General features: G+C 52.1%; 15 protein-coding genes. 5 read left to right on the top strand and 10 right to left on the bottom strand.

The window, feature by feature from the left end; all coding sequences use genetic code 11:
- Positions 1–31: 31 nt before the first annotated feature.
- The 9 genes from OHJ21_RS30135 to fni all read right to left on the bottom strand — a co-directional run bounded on the left by OHJ21_RS30135 (position 32) and on the right by fni (position 10,366).
- Positions 32–595 carry a manganese efflux pump MntP gene (locus tag OHJ21_RS30135; RefSeq protein WP_100540965.1) on the bottom strand — a complete coding sequence of 188 codons (564 nt, stop codon included), beginning with the start codon at positions 593–595 and terminating at the stop codon, positions 32–34.
- Between the two features lie 81 nt (positions 596–676).
- A complete protein-coding gene (locus tag OHJ21_RS30130; protein WP_486022036.1) occupies positions 677–1,837 on the bottom strand; it encodes an L-threonylcarbamoyladenylate synthase in 1,161 nt (386 codons plus the stop codon).
- 197 nt (positions 1,838–2,034) lie between these two features.
- On the bottom strand, positions 2,035–2,730 hold the full coding sequence (gene spoIIR, locus OHJ21_RS30125; protein ID WP_326110960.1) for a stage II sporulation protein R: 696 nt from the start codon (positions 2,728–2,730) through the stop codon (positions 2,035–2,037).
- 247 nt (positions 2,731–2,977) lie between these two features.
- A complete protein-coding gene (locus OHJ21_RS30120; protein WP_100540968.1) occupies positions 2,978–4,156 on the bottom strand; it encodes an FtsW/RodA/SpoVE family cell cycle protein in 1,179 nt (392 codons plus the stop codon).
- Between the two features lie 309 nt (positions 4,157–4,465).
- Positions 4,466–5,653, bottom strand: coding sequence for an FtsW/RodA/SpoVE family cell cycle protein (locus OHJ21_RS30115; protein ID WP_100540969.1), 1,188 nt, complete (start codon positions 5,651–5,653; stop codon positions 4,466–4,468).
- Positions 5,654–5,786: 133 nt separating this feature from the next.
- A complete protein-coding gene (gene prmC / locus OHJ21_RS30110) occupies positions 5,787–6,677 on the bottom strand; it encodes a peptide chain release factor N(5)-glutamine methyltransferase (RefSeq protein ID WP_486022034.1) in 891 nt (296 codons plus the stop codon).
- Between the two features lie 4 nt (positions 6,678–6,681).
- Entirely contained in the window at positions 6,682–7,749 is a 1,068-nt protein-coding gene (gene prfA / locus OHJ21_RS30105; protein WP_326110966.1) for a peptide chain release factor 1, read from the bottom strand.
- A 215-nt stretch (positions 7,750–7,964) separates the two neighbouring features.
- Positions 7,965–9,065, bottom strand: coding sequence for a redox-regulated ATPase YchF (gene ychF / locus OHJ21_RS30100; RefSeq protein ID WP_015737759.1), 1,101 nt, complete (start codon positions 9,063–9,065; stop codon positions 7,965–7,967).
- 185 nt (positions 9,066–9,250) lie between these two features.
- Positions 9,251–10,366: a type 2 isopentenyl-diphosphate Delta-isomerase gene (gene fni / locus OHJ21_RS30095; protein WP_100540972.1), complete on the bottom strand. Its 1,116-nt coding sequence runs from the start codon at positions 10,364–10,366 to the stop codon at positions 9,251–9,253.
- Positions 10,367–10,676: 310 nt separating this feature from the next.
- Between fni and OHJ21_RS30090 the strand changes: the two genes are divergently transcribed.
- Positions 10,677–12,230, top strand: coding sequence for a phospholipase D family protein (locus tag OHJ21_RS30090; RefSeq protein ID WP_243390984.1), 1,554 nt, complete (start codon positions 10,677–10,679; stop codon positions 12,228–12,230).
- 71 nt (positions 12,231–12,301) lie between these two features.
- Here OHJ21_RS30090 and cls read toward each other — a convergent pair whose 3' ends face one another.
- The gene (gene cls / locus OHJ21_RS30085) at positions 12,302–13,804 is read right to left on the bottom strand and encodes a cardiolipin synthase (protein WP_100540974.1); all 1,503 of its coding nucleotides are present in this window, start codon (positions 13,802–13,804) and stop codon (positions 12,302–12,304) included.
- Positions 13,805–14,008: 204 nt separating this feature from the next.
- On the opposite strand from cls, the gene OHJ21_RS30080 reads away from it, so the two are divergent.
- The 4 genes from OHJ21_RS30080 to OHJ21_RS30065 all read left to right on the top strand — a co-directional run bounded on the left by OHJ21_RS30080 (position 14,009) and on the right by OHJ21_RS30065 (position 16,463).
- Positions 14,009–14,605, top strand: coding sequence for a TetR/AcrR family transcriptional regulator (locus OHJ21_RS30080; RefSeq protein WP_100540975.1), 597 nt, complete (start codon positions 14,009–14,011; stop codon positions 14,603–14,605).
- Positions 14,606–14,702: 97 nt separating this feature from the next.
- A complete protein-coding gene (locus OHJ21_RS30075; protein WP_486022031.1) occupies positions 14,703–15,044 on the top strand; it encodes a DMT family transporter in 342 nt (113 codons plus the stop codon).
- Entirely contained in the window at positions 15,044–15,358 is a 315-nt protein-coding gene (locus tag OHJ21_RS30070; RefSeq protein WP_100540977.1) for a DMT family transporter, read from the top strand. Before OHJ21_RS30075 ends, OHJ21_RS30070 begins: the two co-directional genes overlap by 1 nt.
- Before the next feature lie 151 nt (positions 15,359–15,509).
- A complete protein-coding gene (locus tag OHJ21_RS30065) occupies positions 15,510–16,463 on the top strand; it encodes a TetR/AcrR family transcriptional regulator (protein WP_100540978.1) in 954 nt (317 codons plus the stop codon).
- Positions 16,464–16,491: the final 28 nt, after the last annotated feature.

Here is a 16,491-nt window from a genome sequence, read left to right as displayed (position 1 = left end):
GTTCTTTGGGGTTATTGTAACAAATATAACGTCAAAAGATAAACATCATGCCAAAGATGACCAAAATCAGCCCGCCCAGCATTTCACCGTACTCCCCCAGCTTGTTGCTTACCTGACGGCCAAGCAGCAAGCCGAGAATGGACAGCAAACCGCCCACGATCCCGAAGGAAATCACGATCAACAATACATCATCCACAAACATCCCGAGCGAAACGCCTACCGAGAAGGAGTCGATGCTGACGCTAAGCGAAAACAGCAGCATACCTAAAAATGCGGTAGGATGGATTCGCTGTCCTTCTCCGCCCCGCAGGGCGTTATACATCATATGCCCGCCGAGCAGAAGCAGCAGCCCTCCGGCCGCAAGCCCTGTGACGTGACCCAGTAACATGCCTACATAGCGGCCGGCAAATAAACCCAGCAGCGGCATCAGCATGTGAAACAACGCGATCATGAAACTGATGCCCAGCATATGGCCTAAGCGCATACCGCCTCTCATTCCAACTCCGATTCCAAGCGAAAATGCGTCTAGCCCGAGTGCAACCGCCATCAGCAGAATCGCCGCAAGCTGTCCCGATTGGACAGACGCCTCCAGCATGCCCATTCCCCCAAGTCCCATGGTCTTGTACACCATATGCGGACAAGGGGTAAATGATGCCAAAAGCGTTCATTCGGCAGCTCAATTCACATCGATGATGTGGTGTCCCGCGGCCTTCAACAGCCGGTTCATGACGGCTGCTCCGAGGCCTTGCTCCGGACACGCTTCGGCCAGAATGAAGGTCGCGCCTTCGTCATCGAACCGGCGCAGGCCGGCGTACAGACGGCGGGCCACCTCCTCCGGCGCGGCCAGGCTGCCGAGCGAGACGGCAACGTCCGCGCGGTAGTGACCGATGTGCTCGTCGAATGACAGCACGCCGGTCACCTCCCCGCGCCGGGCGGCCGCCTCAAGCTCGGCCGCGATGCGTGCCGACACGGCGTCGGCGCACGGGCCCTGCACCACGCACATCGCACCCTTCGGTGCGTAGTGCGTGTACTTCATGCCCGGCGAGCGCGGCGCCGGGCTCTCCGCATCCCCGGCGGCGCGATGCAGCGCCGGGTCCATGCGCACGCTTGCCGCAACGGCGGCAAGCTGCTCGGCCGTGACGCCGCCCGGGCGGAGCACCGTGACGGCGCCGTCTTCGCCGACTTGTACCACCGTCGACTCGACGCCCACCCCGGCAGGGCCGCCGTCGAGCACGCCGTCGATCGCCCCGGCCAAATCCTCCAAGACATGGCTGGCCAGCGTCGGGCTTGGCCGACCGGAACGGTTCGCGCTCGGCGCAGCCAGCGGACGCCCGGCGGCGCTGATCAAGGCCAGCGCCACGTTGTGATCCGGCATCCGCACGGCAACGGTGTCGAGCCCTGCCGTCACACGTGGGGATACTGCTCCCGGTTTAACGGGCAGTACCAGCGACAGCGGCCCAGGCCAGAACCTTGCCATCAGCGCCCGTTCCGTCTCATTCACATGACGGACCAAGCCGTCGAGCTGAGTCAGCTCCGAAATATGCACGATCAATGGATTGTCCGACGGCCGGCCTTTCGCGGCAAAAACGCGCTCAACCGCTTCGGTATTGCCGGCGTCTACGCCAAGCCCGTAGACCGTTTCCGTCGGAAAGGCCACCGTTCCGCCGAGCTCCAGCACCTGCCCCGCTTCCCGCAATGCCTGCTTCGCTTCCTTCTCCGAGCCCAAGCCCTCCCTGGAAAGCGAGTTCGAGACGTGCCACACTTGAGTTGATTTTGCAGCAGCATGGCGGAAGCCGTTCTCCCGCTGCTGGTTAGGTTCCATGCCGTTCTGTTCCATACCTATCCCAATCTTTCTGTATATGAAATATATAAACTTCAATGCGAGTTTTGCCTATGTCCCAAAATAAAAAGCGCTTTTCGTTCTTCAGTCCCGTGCCGGTCCCCATTCAAACCAGTCGCGCCAAAGAGAAAGCACTCTTCTACATTAAAGTTTATCATACCGGGTCAGGATTGAAAATCAGCTTACTCATAATCCTAGAACAAGCTTACCACCCAGTTCCAAATGCCAAGGAACATATCCCACAAGAAGAAGCGGACCTCCGGTTCGCTATCGCCTGCATTCTTCGGTGCTTCCTCTTGGGAAGTTTCACCAGCCTCTGCAGAAACCGTTTGGATACCTGTGTCAACAGGCTGCGCCGCCGCATCCCCGCTGCCACCATCGATGAAACAAAGCGGTGGGAACAAGACGCACCACCAGTTCTGCCCTTGACCTTCCCCTAATGTGATTCGCAGCGCATCGTAATCGCCGGCCGGATACACCGTGCCCCCGTATAACTTCGTCGGGAACGGCACGACGCCAAGCTCTACGGTGTAACTGTACGTAATTCCTCTTTTCTTCAACTCTTCACCCACCAATTGGCGGATTTCCGGAAGATGCTGCCGGGTTAATTCTTTGGCGTCTTCCAGGCTTTGCGGGTTCTCCAGCTGCAGGACCCAGAGCTGCATTTGCTCAACAACCGAATCACGAATCTCTCGTTTGACCAGCTGATCGGACGGGCTATCGGAATTCGCCAGAATGCGAAGACGTATCGATTCCTGGGGGATCGGACCGCCAACAACGGAAGCGTCAATCTGCTGTCCTTCCCAAGCCATGATGACCATAAACATACACGATAAGAGCACAACCATTTTTTTCACGATAATACGGAGGGTTTCACTATAATTTTTCATCTCGGACAACCGCCTCTCTATGACGAAACTCTATGATGCTATCAGTATGTCCGCCGGAAAAAGATATAAACGTAGAATCTAGCAATTTGATATAAAAATCATAGATGGGTGCGGCACGAACCAAAAAAGATGCGATCCCCATTCGGAATCGCATCTTCGCCAAGCTCGATTATTTATTGTCTGTTCTCCATGCCCACATTTTTAAACTAGAGATGGAGCGGTTATTGAGCTTCCCGCAAGGAAAAGTTTAGGCCTGCTTAGAAGCCGCCGGGCGATATGCATGCGGATCCGGCATATCTTCCTCCACTTCCTGTCCATGCAGCTTCACGCTCATGGCTACCCCCAGACTGGCCATACTGATCACAAGGGAGGTTCCCCCGTAACTGATGAAGGGCAGCGTGATCCCGGTCAGCGGCATTAAGCCGATAAACATGCCGATATTTTCGAAGATCTGATATAAGAACATAGCCACGATCCCTATAATGAGAAACGGTCCCGCACGCTCCCGAGATTCCAAGGAAATCAGGATCAGCCGATGGATCAGGATGAAATATAACAGAAGCAGAACGGAAGATCCGATAAAACCGAATTCCTCGGCAATCTGCACAAATATGGAATCGGAGTACGCATAAGGAACTCTGCCCGACTGGATCGACGATCCCTGCATGTAACCCTCGCCGCTCATACCGCCCGAGGCGATGGCAAGCTTCGCATTCGTTGTATGGTAGCTTGCCTTGGCGGTCGCCTTCTCCGGATAGAGCCACGGATCAATCCGTTCCACCCAGTGCGGCTTCAAAATTTTCGATTCCAGCAGCTCATCATGATAATGAATATAGGCCTGTGCTCCTCCAAAGGCCACGCCTGCCACAAGCGCAAGCCCAATGAGCGCATGGGAGAACTTAACGTTCCCGATCCAGAGCAGCCCCAGCAAAATCACGACATAACTGAGCGCGTTACCCAAATCATTCTGGGCCATGACAAGCACAAAAGGCACAAATGCCAAAAGTCCAATCGGAACAACGTCCTTCCAGAAGGACAGCAGCGGTTTGTTTTTGCGCACCAATACAAAGGAAAGAAAAATAATCAGGATCAGCTTGAACAATTCGGCAGGCTGTATACTTAAACTGCCAATGTAAATCCAGCCTTGGGCGCCGTTGATATCCTTACCGATAAACATAACGAGGACCAACACGGCCAATCCGCCCAAGTAAATATATTTAGCATATTTAATCAACAACCGGTAATCCAGCAGGCTTATTCCAAAAAAAGCAATGAAGCCGACAATGTAAAAAGCAATCATGCGGAGATGAGAGCCCTCGAATTTGGTGTCAACGGTTGTGCTGTATATCGACGTAATGCTGATACCCATCATCAAAACCAGTACGAAAACAATAACGTAATCCATCTTCTTAAATTTCTGAAGCATGCTTTATGGTCCCCCTGTGCCCGGAGCTGTTAGCCCCCCGGTTTGCCTATACAGGCATATAACGATTATTCGGAAAGAAAGTTTGACAAACGCTTATCGTTGATACAGATGATATCCGTTAAAAACGTCTAACGGCAGCATTACAATGGAGCGTTTCAAGGAGTATGCCTACTGGCCCCTAATGAATTATTCTAAAAGATTTCCTTCTCTAATACAATTCACGGGCCCTCCTGTAGATACCAACAAAAAATACAAAAGAGATGCTGCTTTCGATAGCATCTCTTTTGATTCTAAATCCGATAAATCGAATCAAGCCTGTTTAGGTGGTGCGGAACGGTACGTTTGAGGATTAGGCATATCTTCCTCCACTTCTTGTCCATGCAGCTTTACACTCATGACGACCCCGAGACACGCCATGTTAATGATGAGCGAGGTCCCGCCATAACTGATGAAGGGCAGCGTAATCCCTGTCAAAGGCATCAATCCAATAAACATGCCGATATTCTCAAAGATTTGATACAGGAGCATGGCAACAATACCGATGATTAGAAACGGCCCCGCTTTGTCCCGGCTTTCCAATGAAATCAAGATCATCCTGTGAATGAGGATGAAATATAACAACAACAGAACGGAAGAACCGATAAAGCCATATTCCTCTGCAATTTGCACAAAAATCGAATCCGAATACGTATAAGGTACACGTGAGGATTGTACGGAGCTTCCCTGTAAGTACCCTTCTCCGCTCATACCGCCTGAAGCGATGGCCAGCTTCGCGTTGTTTGTATGGTAACTCGCTTTCGCCGTTGCTTTCTCCGGTATTAGCCATGGGTCAATCCGTTCCATCCAGTGGCCGCGGCTCTCCATGATTTTTGATTCTTTAATCTCATCATGGTAGTGAATATAGGCCTGTGCTCCACCAAAAGCAATACCTGCTACAAGCAGCAGCCCGATAAGAGCGTGCGAAAACTTCACATTACCGATCCATAACAACCCAAGTAATATGACAATATAACTTAGTCCATTACCTAAGTCATTCTGAACCATGACAACAGCAAACGGGATAAACGTCAAGAGCCCAATCGGTACGATGTCCCGCCAAAAAGACAACTTCGCTTTATTCTTACGAATAAGAATATAGGTAATAAATATAATCAGCACTAGCTTAAACAATTCCGCCGGTTGAAAATCCACGATACCGAGATTAATCCAGCCCGTGGCATTATTTTTGGTCTGGCCGATGAAGGACGGAAGCAAAAGGGTTAATAACCCGCCGATGTATATGTGCAGTGCGTATTTATTCCATAACCGATAATCAATCAAACTGAGCCCGAAAAAGGCTGCAAATCCGAGGATATAAAAGATCGCCATCTTGATATGGTGTTTTTCGAATCCAGTGGTGTCGAGCGTGGCACTATATATCGATGTAATACTGACAACCATCAGCATCAACAGTACAAAAACGATAACAAAATCAATCTTCTTGAATTTCTGAAGCATGCTTTGGTCCCCCTGTGCCCGGAGCTGTACACACTGATTTGCCAATTGAGGTAATGTAGCGATCTGAACAACAGCAATAATGTAATCGGCTCAGCCCATCATCTATTTTAAAAGAAATCCACCCAGAACACAATTAACGGGATATTCCCAAGACATGCCTGTCAATCCCCGCCAAATCCGGCACCGTGACGATTTCCTCCCAGTGCCCTGCACTTCGCAGAAGCTCCGCCACATCCTCGGCCTGACCCATACCCAGCTCAAAAGCGATCAGCCGTGGCGGGGCTGTCAGCAAGGGCAGCTGCGCCATCATGATCCGGTACGGATTCAATCCGTCCGGCCCGCCGTCCAGTGCCGTTCGCGGCTCATAATCGCGGACTTCCGGCTGCAGCCCCTCAATATCCTCCGCCGGAATGTACGGCGGGTTGGAGACGAGGATGTCCGGGGCCATGCCCGCGAATGGCTCCAGCAGGTTCCCCTGCCGGAACTCGACATCGGCGTTCAGCTGCTTCGCATTCCGCGCGGCAACTTCCAGCGCATCAGGCGAAATATCGCTCGCATGCAAATCCCATCCTTCTGACTGCAATGCCAACGTGATGGCAATGGCCCCGCTGCCGGTGCCAATATCAATGGCCTGTAGCCTATCGGTTGATCGCGGAGTGAGCTCCTGCCCATGCTTCAGCACCGCTTCCACCAGCAGCTCCGTTTCCGGACGCGGAATGAGAACCGCTGGCGTAACTTCAAACGGCCGGCCGTAAAATTCCTGTTCGCCGATAATATACTGCGCAGGAACGCCTCGGGCTTTGCGATTGATCGCTTCTTCCAGGGCGTGGCGGCGGTCCGCCGGAAACGGCTCCGCGAGCGCCATATAGTATGAGGTTCCCGACAATCCCAGCACATGCTCCAGCAGCAGCTGCGCATTCCGCTGCGGTTCCATTACCCGCATGCCGTCTAAAAAAGAAGAAGCCTCTACAAAGGCTTCTCTTATGCTGCGCTGCGGCGTTAATTCGAATATCGTCCGCTTCAAAGCGTTATACTCCTTTTTCCATCATCTCAGCCTGCTCCGCAAGGGTCAGCGCCGAAACGATCTCTTCAATCTCCCCGTTCATCACTTGATCCAGCTTGTGAACGGTAAGTCCGATCCGGTGATCGGTTACACGGCTTTGCGGGAAGTTGTACGTACGGATCCGCTCACTGCGGTCACCTGTACCTACCTTGCTCTTCCGCTCCCCGGCATACTTCGCTTCTTCCTCTTGGCGCATCATATCAAAGATACGAGCACGAAGCACCTGCAGCGCCTTATCTTTATTGGAGTTCTGCGATTTGCCGTCTTGACACGTAGCCACAATCCCCGTCGGGATATGCGTTACGCGTACCGCCGATTTGGTGGTGTTAACGGACTGACCGCCTGCACCACTGGAGCAGAAGGTATCCACGCGGATGTCCTTGTCATGGATTTCGATATCCACTTCTTCCGCCTCCGGCATGACCGCCACGGTGGAGGTGGAGGTATGGATACGACCGCCGGATTCCGTAGCCGGAATACGCTGCACACGGTGCGCACCGCTCTCAAATTTCATTTTACTGTAAGCGCCGCGGCCATTGATCATGAAGATCACTTCCTTGAAGCCGCCCAGATCGTTCGTGTTGACATCCATCAGTTCAACCTTCCAGCCCTGGGTATCCGCATAACGGGTATACATCCGGTACAGGTCGGAAGCAAACAGTGCCGCCTCGTCGCCGCCGGCCGCGCCGCGAATCTCGATGATGACGTTCTTATCATCATTCGGGTCCTTCGGCAGCAGCAAGATCCGAATCTTCTCCGCCAACTCGCGCTCGCGCTGGGTAAGCTCCTCGATCTCCATTTTCACCATTTCGCGCATGTCGTCGTCCAACTTTTCGCCCTGCATGGTTTTGGCAGCTTCGAGTTCTTCAATAACATTTTTATATTCAACATAAGCCTCATAAGCAGGCTGTAAATCGGATTGTTCTTTGGAATAATCCCTGAGCTTCTTGGAATCATTAGCGACATCAGGATCGCACAGCAGCTCACTTAACTTCTCGTAACGATCCGCAAGGGATTGTAATCGGTCCAACAAAGGAATTCACCTCTCTAAGATATATTCCTGAAGATATGTCTTTTTGCACTCCATTTCGCATCAACAATGAAGTGTAAACGACTTTTTATTTTACCATGAAACGACGTATTTGACTAGCAGGCAGTTGACCGGACGATAAAGGTTCTCCCCTTCAAAAAAACCACGGTCCCATGCACAAAGTGACATGGAGCCATGGCCTTTGAATCGTTCAATTGCTACACATTGAAACGGAAGTGCATAACATCGCCGTCATTCACAACGTACTCTTTACCTTCCAGACGAAGCTGTCCGCGTTCCTTCGCGCCGTTCATCGATCCGGCCGCAACCAGGTCATCGTAAGCTACGACCTCCGCACGAATGAAGCCCCGTTCGAAGTCGGTATGGATCACGCCTGCCGCTTGCGGAGCCTTCGTTCCTTTGCGGATCGTCCAGGCACGTACTTCCTGCACGCCTGCCGTAAAGTAGGTGTACAATCCCAGAAGACTGTAAGCCGCCTTAATGAGACGGTTCAAACCGGATTCTTCCAGCCCCAGCTCCTCAAGGAACATCGCCTTGTCCTCGCCCTCAAGCTCGGCAATCTCAGCTTCAACCTTCGCGCTGATCGGAACCACGATCGCGTTCTCCGCAGCCGCGAAATCACGAACCTGCTGCACGTAAGGATTGCTGTCGGCTTCCGCAACGCCGTCCTCGCTCAGGTTAGCCGCGTATAACACCGGCTTCAATGTCAGCAGGTGCAAATCACGAACAATCAGCTTCTCATCATCGCTCAGCTCCACGCTCCGCGCCGGTTGATCGTTGTAAAGAGCTTCCTTCAGGCGCTCCAGCAGTTCTACCTCCTGAGCATACTGCTTGTTGCCGCCCTTCATGTTCTTCTTCGCGCGGTCGATCCGCTTCTCCACGCTGTCGAGATCCGCAAGGATCAGCTCCAGATTAATCGTCTGGATGTCGCTGACCGGGTTCACTTTACCGTCAACGTGGGTAATGTTCTCGTCTTCAAAGCAGCGAACAACATGAACGATGGCATCCACTTCACGAATATGGGCAAGAAACTTGTTCCCGAGACCTTCCCCTTTGCTTGCCCCGCGAACCAAGCCCGCGATGTCCACGAATTCAAAAGCGGTCGGTACCGTTTTGTTCGGCTGAACCAGTTCGGTCAGTTTGTCGAGGCGCTCATCCGGCACTTCCACGACGCCGACGTTAGGATCAATCGTACAGAACGGATAGTTGGCCGATTCGGCGCCCGCTTGCGTGATCGCATTAAACAATGTTGATTTGCCGACGTTTGGCAAACCGACGATTCCTGCTTTTAAAGCCATTTATGTGACAACTCCTTATCAGGTTTACTTCTTTATGGGTAAGTATTACACAGCTTCGGTTCTTATCGCCGGAGCTACTAATCGCCTGTTAAACAATCTTATTAATTATAGCAGATACCCGATAGACTTCAACACGAATATACTGCCATCACTTTAATGTGGATCCCGCCAATCACCCCGGCCATTTAAACACGAATCAGCCGTTTGGTTGACTTCAGCGCATCGATATTCGCCGCGCCGATTCCGAACATCGCCGTCCGCAGCTCCAACTCCACCTGGGCGAGCCGCTGATCCAGCGCTTCCACCGAATCGACCGCCGATCCCAGGAGTCCACGCCCGAAGCCAGCCAGATCGGCGCCAAGCGAGAGCGCTTTGGCCGCATCGACGCCGCTCTGCAGCCCGCCGCTGCCGATAAGCGCACAGGTTGGCGCAGCTTCGCGCACCTCCACGATGCATTCCGCGGTAGGATTGCCCCACCCGGCGAAAGCCTCAGCCGCAGCGCGGCGAACCGGATCCGGGCTGCGGAATTTTTCAACCTGGCTCCATGAGGTACCGCCCGCACCAGCCACGTCGATGAAGGCCGCCCCGACATTCAGCAGGTTCCGCGCCGTTTCACCATCGATTCCCCAGCCGACTTCTTTAATGCCAACCGGTACCGAAAGCGTACGGCACAGATCCTCAATTCGCCCAAGCAAACGGCCAAACCGGGTATTCCCTTCCGGCTGAAACACCTCTTGAAGTCCGTTTAGATGAAGAACCAGCATGTCCGCGCCCGCGATATCCACCGCCCGCTGACAATCGTTAAGGCCAAAACCATAGTTCAGCTGCACCGCTCCAAGGTTGGCGATAACCGGGACGCTCGGCGCACTCTCCCGGACACGGAAAGTAGGAGCAAGCTCTTCCTTCTCCACCGCGGCGCGCACGGAGCCTACCCCAAGGGCCCAGCCGCGCCGCTGCGCGGCTTCAGCCAGACGTCTATTGATCTCTCCGGTGGCTTTGCTTCCGCCAGTCATGGAGCTGATCAGAAAGGGTGTTCGTACGGAAAAATCAAGAAATGTAGTGTCCAGCTTAATATCGTCAAAATCGATTTCCGGCAGTGCGGAGTGACGGAAGCGGTAACGTTCAAAACCTGTGGTTACTCCCACGGAGCCTACTTCCTCATTCAAGCATAAACGTACATGCTCTATTTTCCGTTCGCCCGTGGACACTTCCGGCATCAGCCTGCCCTCGGGTCTTTCCAATCCTCTGCCTGAAATGGTTTCAGCAGGTTTACCCGCAGTCTCTTTATGTTCTGAATTCATCCCGTGCCTCCTTATCCACTTCGCTCATCTTTTAAATTAACCATATATAAGCATATCATTGGCATCACAGGTTGTCCCGGCTGCATGGATATGCACATCATCCTTAAGCAAAAATATAAACCACTCGATCTTCACCCATTCTACCGCATGTTTTGAAAAAACAAACCCGAATATCATTCTACCCCGGCTTCCTAGGATCAACTCAGGCTCCAAATCTCACACTTTCTGAATTGCAGAAACGAAGAGTGCGTCAGAGCAGGACTTTCATGTTAATTAACGGTATATGACAGCGATAGGAGGATGGGCTATATTGGGTTTCCACCATTTCATTCATCACCGCAATTCAGAGGATCTACATACAACCGATGCAGGCGATCCAGGCACGCAGCTCGTACCAGGGAAACCGAATATCAAAAGCTCCCGAACGCGAACAACGATTTTCATCTGCCTTGTCCTTCTTATACTCTGGCTCATCGGCGTAATGGTCTATCAGACTCATAAGCCGCTACCGAAGGGAATCTCCTATGAAAGCCCGCTCTACCAGAGCGACGTTAAAATGTGGACCGACCTGACCTATCCCGGACCGGACGGTCAACCGGTACATGATCGTGAAATCGGACCACGCATCGGTCAAATTATCGATGAATCCCGAAAGTTCCTGGTTATCGATATGTTTCTGTTCAACGGCTACACCCATAAAGGTCAGGAATTCCCCGAAGTCAGCGAAGAGCTTGCCCATCGCCTTGTTGCCCATAAGAAGAAAAATCCCGACATGGATATCTTCTTTATTTCCGATGAAGTGAATACCGGGTATGGCTCCTATTCGCTGCCGGAATTCGAGGCCATGAAGGCTGCCGGCATTCATGTGATCATCACCGATGTCGACCGGCTGCGGGACTCCACACCCGCCTATTCCGCCGTATGGCGTACGTTCGTCCAGTGGTTCGGCCAATCGGGCCAGGGGACACTCCCCAATCTGATGGCAAGCGAAGCACCTGATATTACGGTCCGCTCCTATCTGAAGCTGCTGAACGTGAAGGCCAATCACCGTAAAGTCGTCATCAGCGAGAACACCGCTCTGGTCACTTCGGCCAACATCCATGACGCCAGTGCGTTCCACTCCAACATCGCCTTCGAAACGAGCGGGGACATCATCGGGGATATGCTTGCAGCCGAGCAAGCCGCCGTTAACCTTACAAGCCCCATCAAACTGCCGGAGTATGAGCCGGGCTCTAAGCCACCCGTGCAACCTTCTGATCAAGCAAACGATGTCGATGTTCGTTATTTGACGGAAGGGAAAATCTATAAATATGTTCTGGAGGCCATTGGGCAATCACAGCCCGGGGACACGCTCTGGATGGGGATGTTCTATCTGGCTGACAGCAACGTCATGGACCAGCTTCTAAAAGCCTCGGACCGCGGCGTTGATATACGCCTCATTCTGGATCCGAACCAAAACGCCTTCGGCCGGGATAAGATCGGCATCCCCAACCGTCCGGCTGCCGCTGAGCTCATCAAGAAATCCAAGGGGAACATCTCCATTCGCTGGTACAACACCGGTACAGAGCAGTATCATACCAAGCTCATGTACATTGCCAAACCGACAGGCAAGTCCGTGATTACCGGCGGGTCAACCAATTTCACAAAGCGGAATCTGGCCGATCTCAATTTGGAAAACAACCTGTGGATAGCCGCACCTAAGGATCATCCGCTCGCCCAGGACCTGGACCGTTACTTTCATCGGATATGGTTCAATGAAGGCGCAGCCTTTAGTCTCGAAGCCGAGGCTTATCAGGGAAAAACGACATGGATGAAGGACATCCTGTTTAAACTGCAAAAATGGCTGGGTTTCACTACCTTTTAAAATTCTTTCAATATTATGTATGTGCGCGCATAAAGGGCCGGTATGTATCGCCAGTTACCCACCTCCACCGCTTACAGCAGAGGTGACATCAGCCGGGCAGCCGACTCCAGCAGCCGGGTCATGATTCTTTTTTTACGGGTATGATTGCGGTCGTACAGGATGGCGGATTCCAGGTCCTGCTCGAAATCGGATACCAGCCTGCCTACGCTTTCCGTATGAACGAGTAAAGCATTAACCTCAAAATTAAGGTGGAAGCTCCGCATGTCCATATTAGCTGTGCCAATGGTTGCGACTTCGCCGTCAACGATCAGCAGCTTTGAGTGCATAAACCCTTTTTCATATTCATATACCCTTACCCCGGCATCCAGCAGAGCCGGAAAATAGGAGTGGGAAGCCAGGAAGGGCAGCCATTTGTCCGGTTTCGACGGAAACAGAATCCGCACATCAAGACCGGACAAGGCGGCAACTCTGAGCGCGGTGAATATGTCTTCATCCGGTATAAAATACGGCGTAGCCAGCCATACCGACTTGCGAGCCGACACAATCATGGAGAAGAAGATGTTTTTCAGGGCTCTTCGCTCATTGTCCGGTCCGCTTGCGATAATCTGGACGGCACCGGCACGGTTCTCCAGCAAATCCGGTGAATAATAGATCGGCTCACTTGGCTGCTCCCCCGTCATGTACTGCCAATCCTGCAAAAAGACGACCTGGAGCGTTCGGACAGCCTCTCCGCGAACAAGCATATGGGTATCGCGCCAGAAACCGAATGCCTTACTGCGGCTTAAATACTCATCCCCCACATTCAATCCGCCCACGAATCCGACACTGCCGTCAATAACAACGATTTTGCGGTGATTGCGGTAATTCACGCGGCTCGTGAAGAATATCGTCTTGGGACTGCCGAATACGGCAACCTGTATGCCCGCATCCCTCATCTCCTGCAGAAAGGTAGGCGGCAGCTGCAAGCTGCCAACGGCGTCCACCATGAACCGCACGGCAACCCCTTTTCTCGCCTTCCGTATCAAAATTTCCTGGATCTGCGTTCCGATGGCATCCGGCCGGTAAATGTAATATTCCATATGGATATGATGCGTTGCCTGTTCCAGCTCCGCGATCAAGGCCTCGAAGGTCTCTTCCCCATCGGTCAGCACCCGCGTTTCGCTTGAGAAGGAAATCGGCGTACGCGCCAGCCGGGCAGACAGCTGAAGGAGCTGCTGCACTTCCGGCTTGAAGCAGGAGACGTCCGGAGTGCTTTTGCGAAGGACCTCGCTGGTGTATACCAGGCCGTCCTTCCGTGCTTTTTTGTCGTACTTTCTCCGTTTGAAATAATTCTGTCCAAACAAAAAATAAAAGACAAGCCCGACGATCGGGACGAGTGCCAGCAGCAGAATCCAGGCCATGGTGCTGCTGGGATGACGATTCTCCATAAAAATCATGAATCCGATGGATACTACGGTTAAGGTGGAGAATATCCCGATAATGGTCCCGGTCGTCTTCCCGAAATAATCCATGCCAAAATAATAAAACGCGAACAAAAGCGCGGTGATCAGTACAGCCTCAATTCCCTTTCTCATGTCCGTTTACCCCTTGTTTATTCATCGTTTTTCGTCTCTTTTGTATGTACGATGCCGATCACCCATATTCTACATGATCTCCCCCAGGAACTAAAGACTGTTCTCTATGAGACGACAAGGCTCGATGCTCAAAAATAATATATTGACAACGCTAAAACTATTTGCTAAAAATTAAACTAACGATCGTTAGTTAGGAGGATGATTATGAGTGCCGCCAACATTAAACAATCCGCCCTTGCCCACTTCGCCAAGAACGGTTACGAAGGGGCATCGCTGAAACATATCGCTGATGATTGCGGGATTAAGAAGCCCTCGATTTATGCTCATTTTTCAAGCAAACAGGATTTATTCCTGCAGGTGCTTCAGGACGTATTCCAGCGTCAAGAGGACTTGATGGTAGCGTATTTCCTCGACCATGCGGATTGGCCGCTGGAGCAGCAGCTGCACGGATTTCTAGAAAGCCGTCTGCAAGCTTATCGCCTGGATGATGAAGTCCGGTTCTTCTTGCGGATGGCCTTCTTCCCGCCAAGCGCGTTGTATGACGAAGTGATGGGGATGGTGTATCCATTGCTGGACCAGCAGGAAGAGAACCTGTCAAAACTGCTTGCCGCAGGTTGCCCGGTGCACGGACGCATCATCCGTTATCCGCGGAATGCCGCAATTGCCTATATGACCTTGCTGGATGGAATCCATCTGGAGACCGTGTACGGCGGAGAAGAACGGGCCATGAGACGGCTCGTGGCCGCTTGGCCCGTGTATTGGTTAGGAGTAACGAAACAAAGGTATACCCACAAGAGTTAATGTCTCCTGTTCTACGCATGATAAAAAGGCTTAAGGAGAATAGGAATTGGTAGCCATGAGGGGTTACTGTGTTTTCATAAAAGGAGTGACAATCATAATGAATCGCAACTGGGTTTTTGTGCTGCTTGCTGGATTGGTTGAAGTGATATGGGTTATGGGTTTGAAGCATTCCTCTAACATCTGGGAATGGCTTGGAACCGTAGCCGCCATTGCAGTCAGCTTCTATCTTATTATCGAGGCAGCCAAACGGCTGCCGGTCGGAACGGTGTATGCCGTCTTCACGGGAATCGGCACAGCCGGAACGGTCGCTTCCGAAATGCTGTTCTTCGGAGAACCGTTTAAACTGCTTAAGGTGCTTTTGATCTGCGTGCTGCTGGCAGGGGTGATCGGCCTTAAGCTGGTTACGGCGGATCATGCAGAACCGGAGGTGACTAAGTAATGGCCTGGGTTGCTCTTGTATTTGCCGGATTATTCGAAATCGGCGGCGTCATCGGCATCAAAGGCGTGTCGGAGCGAAAGGGATGGCGCTATGTACTGATTTTGGCCGTATCTTTTGCCGCCAGCTTCTCCCTTCTCTCCTACGCCATGACCGTACTGCCTATGGGGACTGCTTACGCTATCTGGACGGGAATCGGGACCGCGGGCGGCGCGATCACCGGGATGTTCCTGTTCGGGGAACCAAAGGAGTGGCGGCGGGTGCTGTTTATTGCCATGATTCTGTGCTCAGCTGTTGGTCTGAAATTGATCAGCTAAATAATTTCTACAAATTTCATAAGTTTTCAGAACCCATGAAAAGGGACGACCGTAGTAAAGTTGAAACGGTCGTTCTTTTTCATATATAATAATTCTTGACCTAATGGTCAATCCAAGAACCGTAAAGTTCTCAAGCGAGGTGAGCTTTTGATTGGCTGATAAAACGGCAGAAAAACGACAGCAAATTCTCATCACTGCGATGCAGCTGTTTTCCGCGAAGGGCTCTTCGGTTACCTCCATGCAGGAAATCGCCGAAGTATGCGGGATGTCGAAAGGCAGCCTCTATCTTCATTTCAAGTCCAAAGAGGAACTGGAAAAGAGCATTTACGAGCATATCGCAAGCCGGATAAAAGACGAGATTCTCCGGGTCGACCACGATCCGCTGCTTGCGCCTAAGGAACAGCTGCGCAAGCAGACGGAAGTGCTTTTGATCCATTTTCTGGAGATCCGGGAATATCTCCTGAAGCAGTTCCATGATCAGATGCCGGGGAAACCCCCTTTTGACAAGGAAAACATGCGGCAGGAAATGCTCGCTGCATTGCAGTGGTTTAACAATAAGCTTAAAACCATTTATGGACCGGACGTAGAGCCGTATACGATGGAGATCGGCATGTTTATGGCCAGCATGCTGGGTTCGTATATCCGCTTTCTGTTCATGCCGGGATTTCATTTGAATGTTGGAATCACGGCAGATCACCAGATCCAGCTGCTCGATGACATCGTAGCCAGCATTCTTCGCAGACGGCCGGAGCCGCTGATCCCGATGGAGGCGATTGGCCAATTGGGACAATTATGCCAAACCGACGTTCGCAAACAGCGCCATCCGCTGATCGTCATAAAGGCGATGAAAAACGAGCTGAAGCAGATCCAGGGCGAGGCGGAGGACCGGGAAGATGCGATGGAATCCCTCAATATTATGGAGAAAGAGCTGCTTGCCCTCCAGCCCAGCAGGGCCGTTCTGAAAGGAATGCTTGCTAACTTGGAGGGGATCGAAGAAATCGAAACATTGTATACCGAGCTCAAAGGCACTATTTTGACTGTGCTTGAAAGCTATCTTACGCCCGGCGGCATGATGCAGGGAAATTCGTTCAAATTAGAGACATAGAGTTATGGAGAGGAGAGAGAATCGCCTA

This window comes from Virgibacillus sp. LDC1, assembly GCF_025792345.1.
Classification (GTDB): domain Bacteria; phylum Bacillota; class Bacilli; order Paenibacillales; family Paenibacillaceae; genus Paenibacillus_AQ; species Paenibacillus_AQ lautus.
The sequence above is the reverse complement of the archived record's forward strand: the minus strand, read 5'-3'. Positions and strand labels throughout refer to the sequence as shown.

Excerpts from the sequence above, each read along its gene's own strand:
- OHJ21_RS30130 (WP_486022036.1), bottom strand. The coding sequence starts at position 1,837 with ATGGAACAGAACGGCATGGAACCTAACCAGCAGCGGGAGAACGGCTTC.
- cls (WP_100540974.1), bottom strand. The coding sequence starts at position 13,804 with ATGAGAAAGGGAATTGAGGCTGTACTGATCACCGCGCTTTTGTTCGCG.
- OHJ21_RS30120 (WP_100540968.1), bottom strand. The coding sequence starts at position 4,156 with ATGCTTCAGAAATTTAAGAAGATGGATTACGTTATTGTTTTCGTACTG.
- OHJ21_RS30135 (WP_100540965.1), bottom strand. The coding sequence starts at position 595 with ATGCTGGAGGCGTCTGTCCAATCGGGACAGCTTGCGGCGATTCTGCTG.
- OHJ21_RS30080 (WP_100540975.1), top strand. The coding sequence starts at position 14,009 with ATGAGTGCCGCCAACATTAAACAATCCGCCCTTGCCCACTTCGCCAAG.
- fni (WP_100540972.1), bottom strand. The coding sequence starts at position 10,366 with ATGAATTCAGAACATAAAGAGACTGCGGGTAAACCTGCTGAAACCATT.
- spoIIR (WP_326110960.1), bottom strand. The coding sequence starts at position 2,730 with ATGAAAAATTATAGTGAAACCCTCCGTATTATCGTGAAAAAAATGGTT.
- ychF (WP_015737759.1), bottom strand. The coding sequence starts at position 9,065 with ATGGCTTTAAAAGCAGGAATCGTCGGTTTGCCAAACGTCGGCAAATCA.
- OHJ21_RS30115 (WP_100540969.1), bottom strand. The coding sequence starts at position 5,653 with ATGCTTCAGAAATTCAAGAAGATTGATTTTGTTATCGTTTTTGTACTG.
- OHJ21_RS30070 (WP_100540977.1), top strand. The coding sequence starts at position 15,044 with ATGGCCTGGGTTGCTCTTGTATTTGCCGGATTATTCGAAATCGGCGGC.
- OHJ21_RS30075 (WP_486022031.1), top strand. The coding sequence starts at position 14,703 with ATGAATCGCAACTGGGTTTTTGTGCTGCTTGCTGGATTGGTTGAAGTG.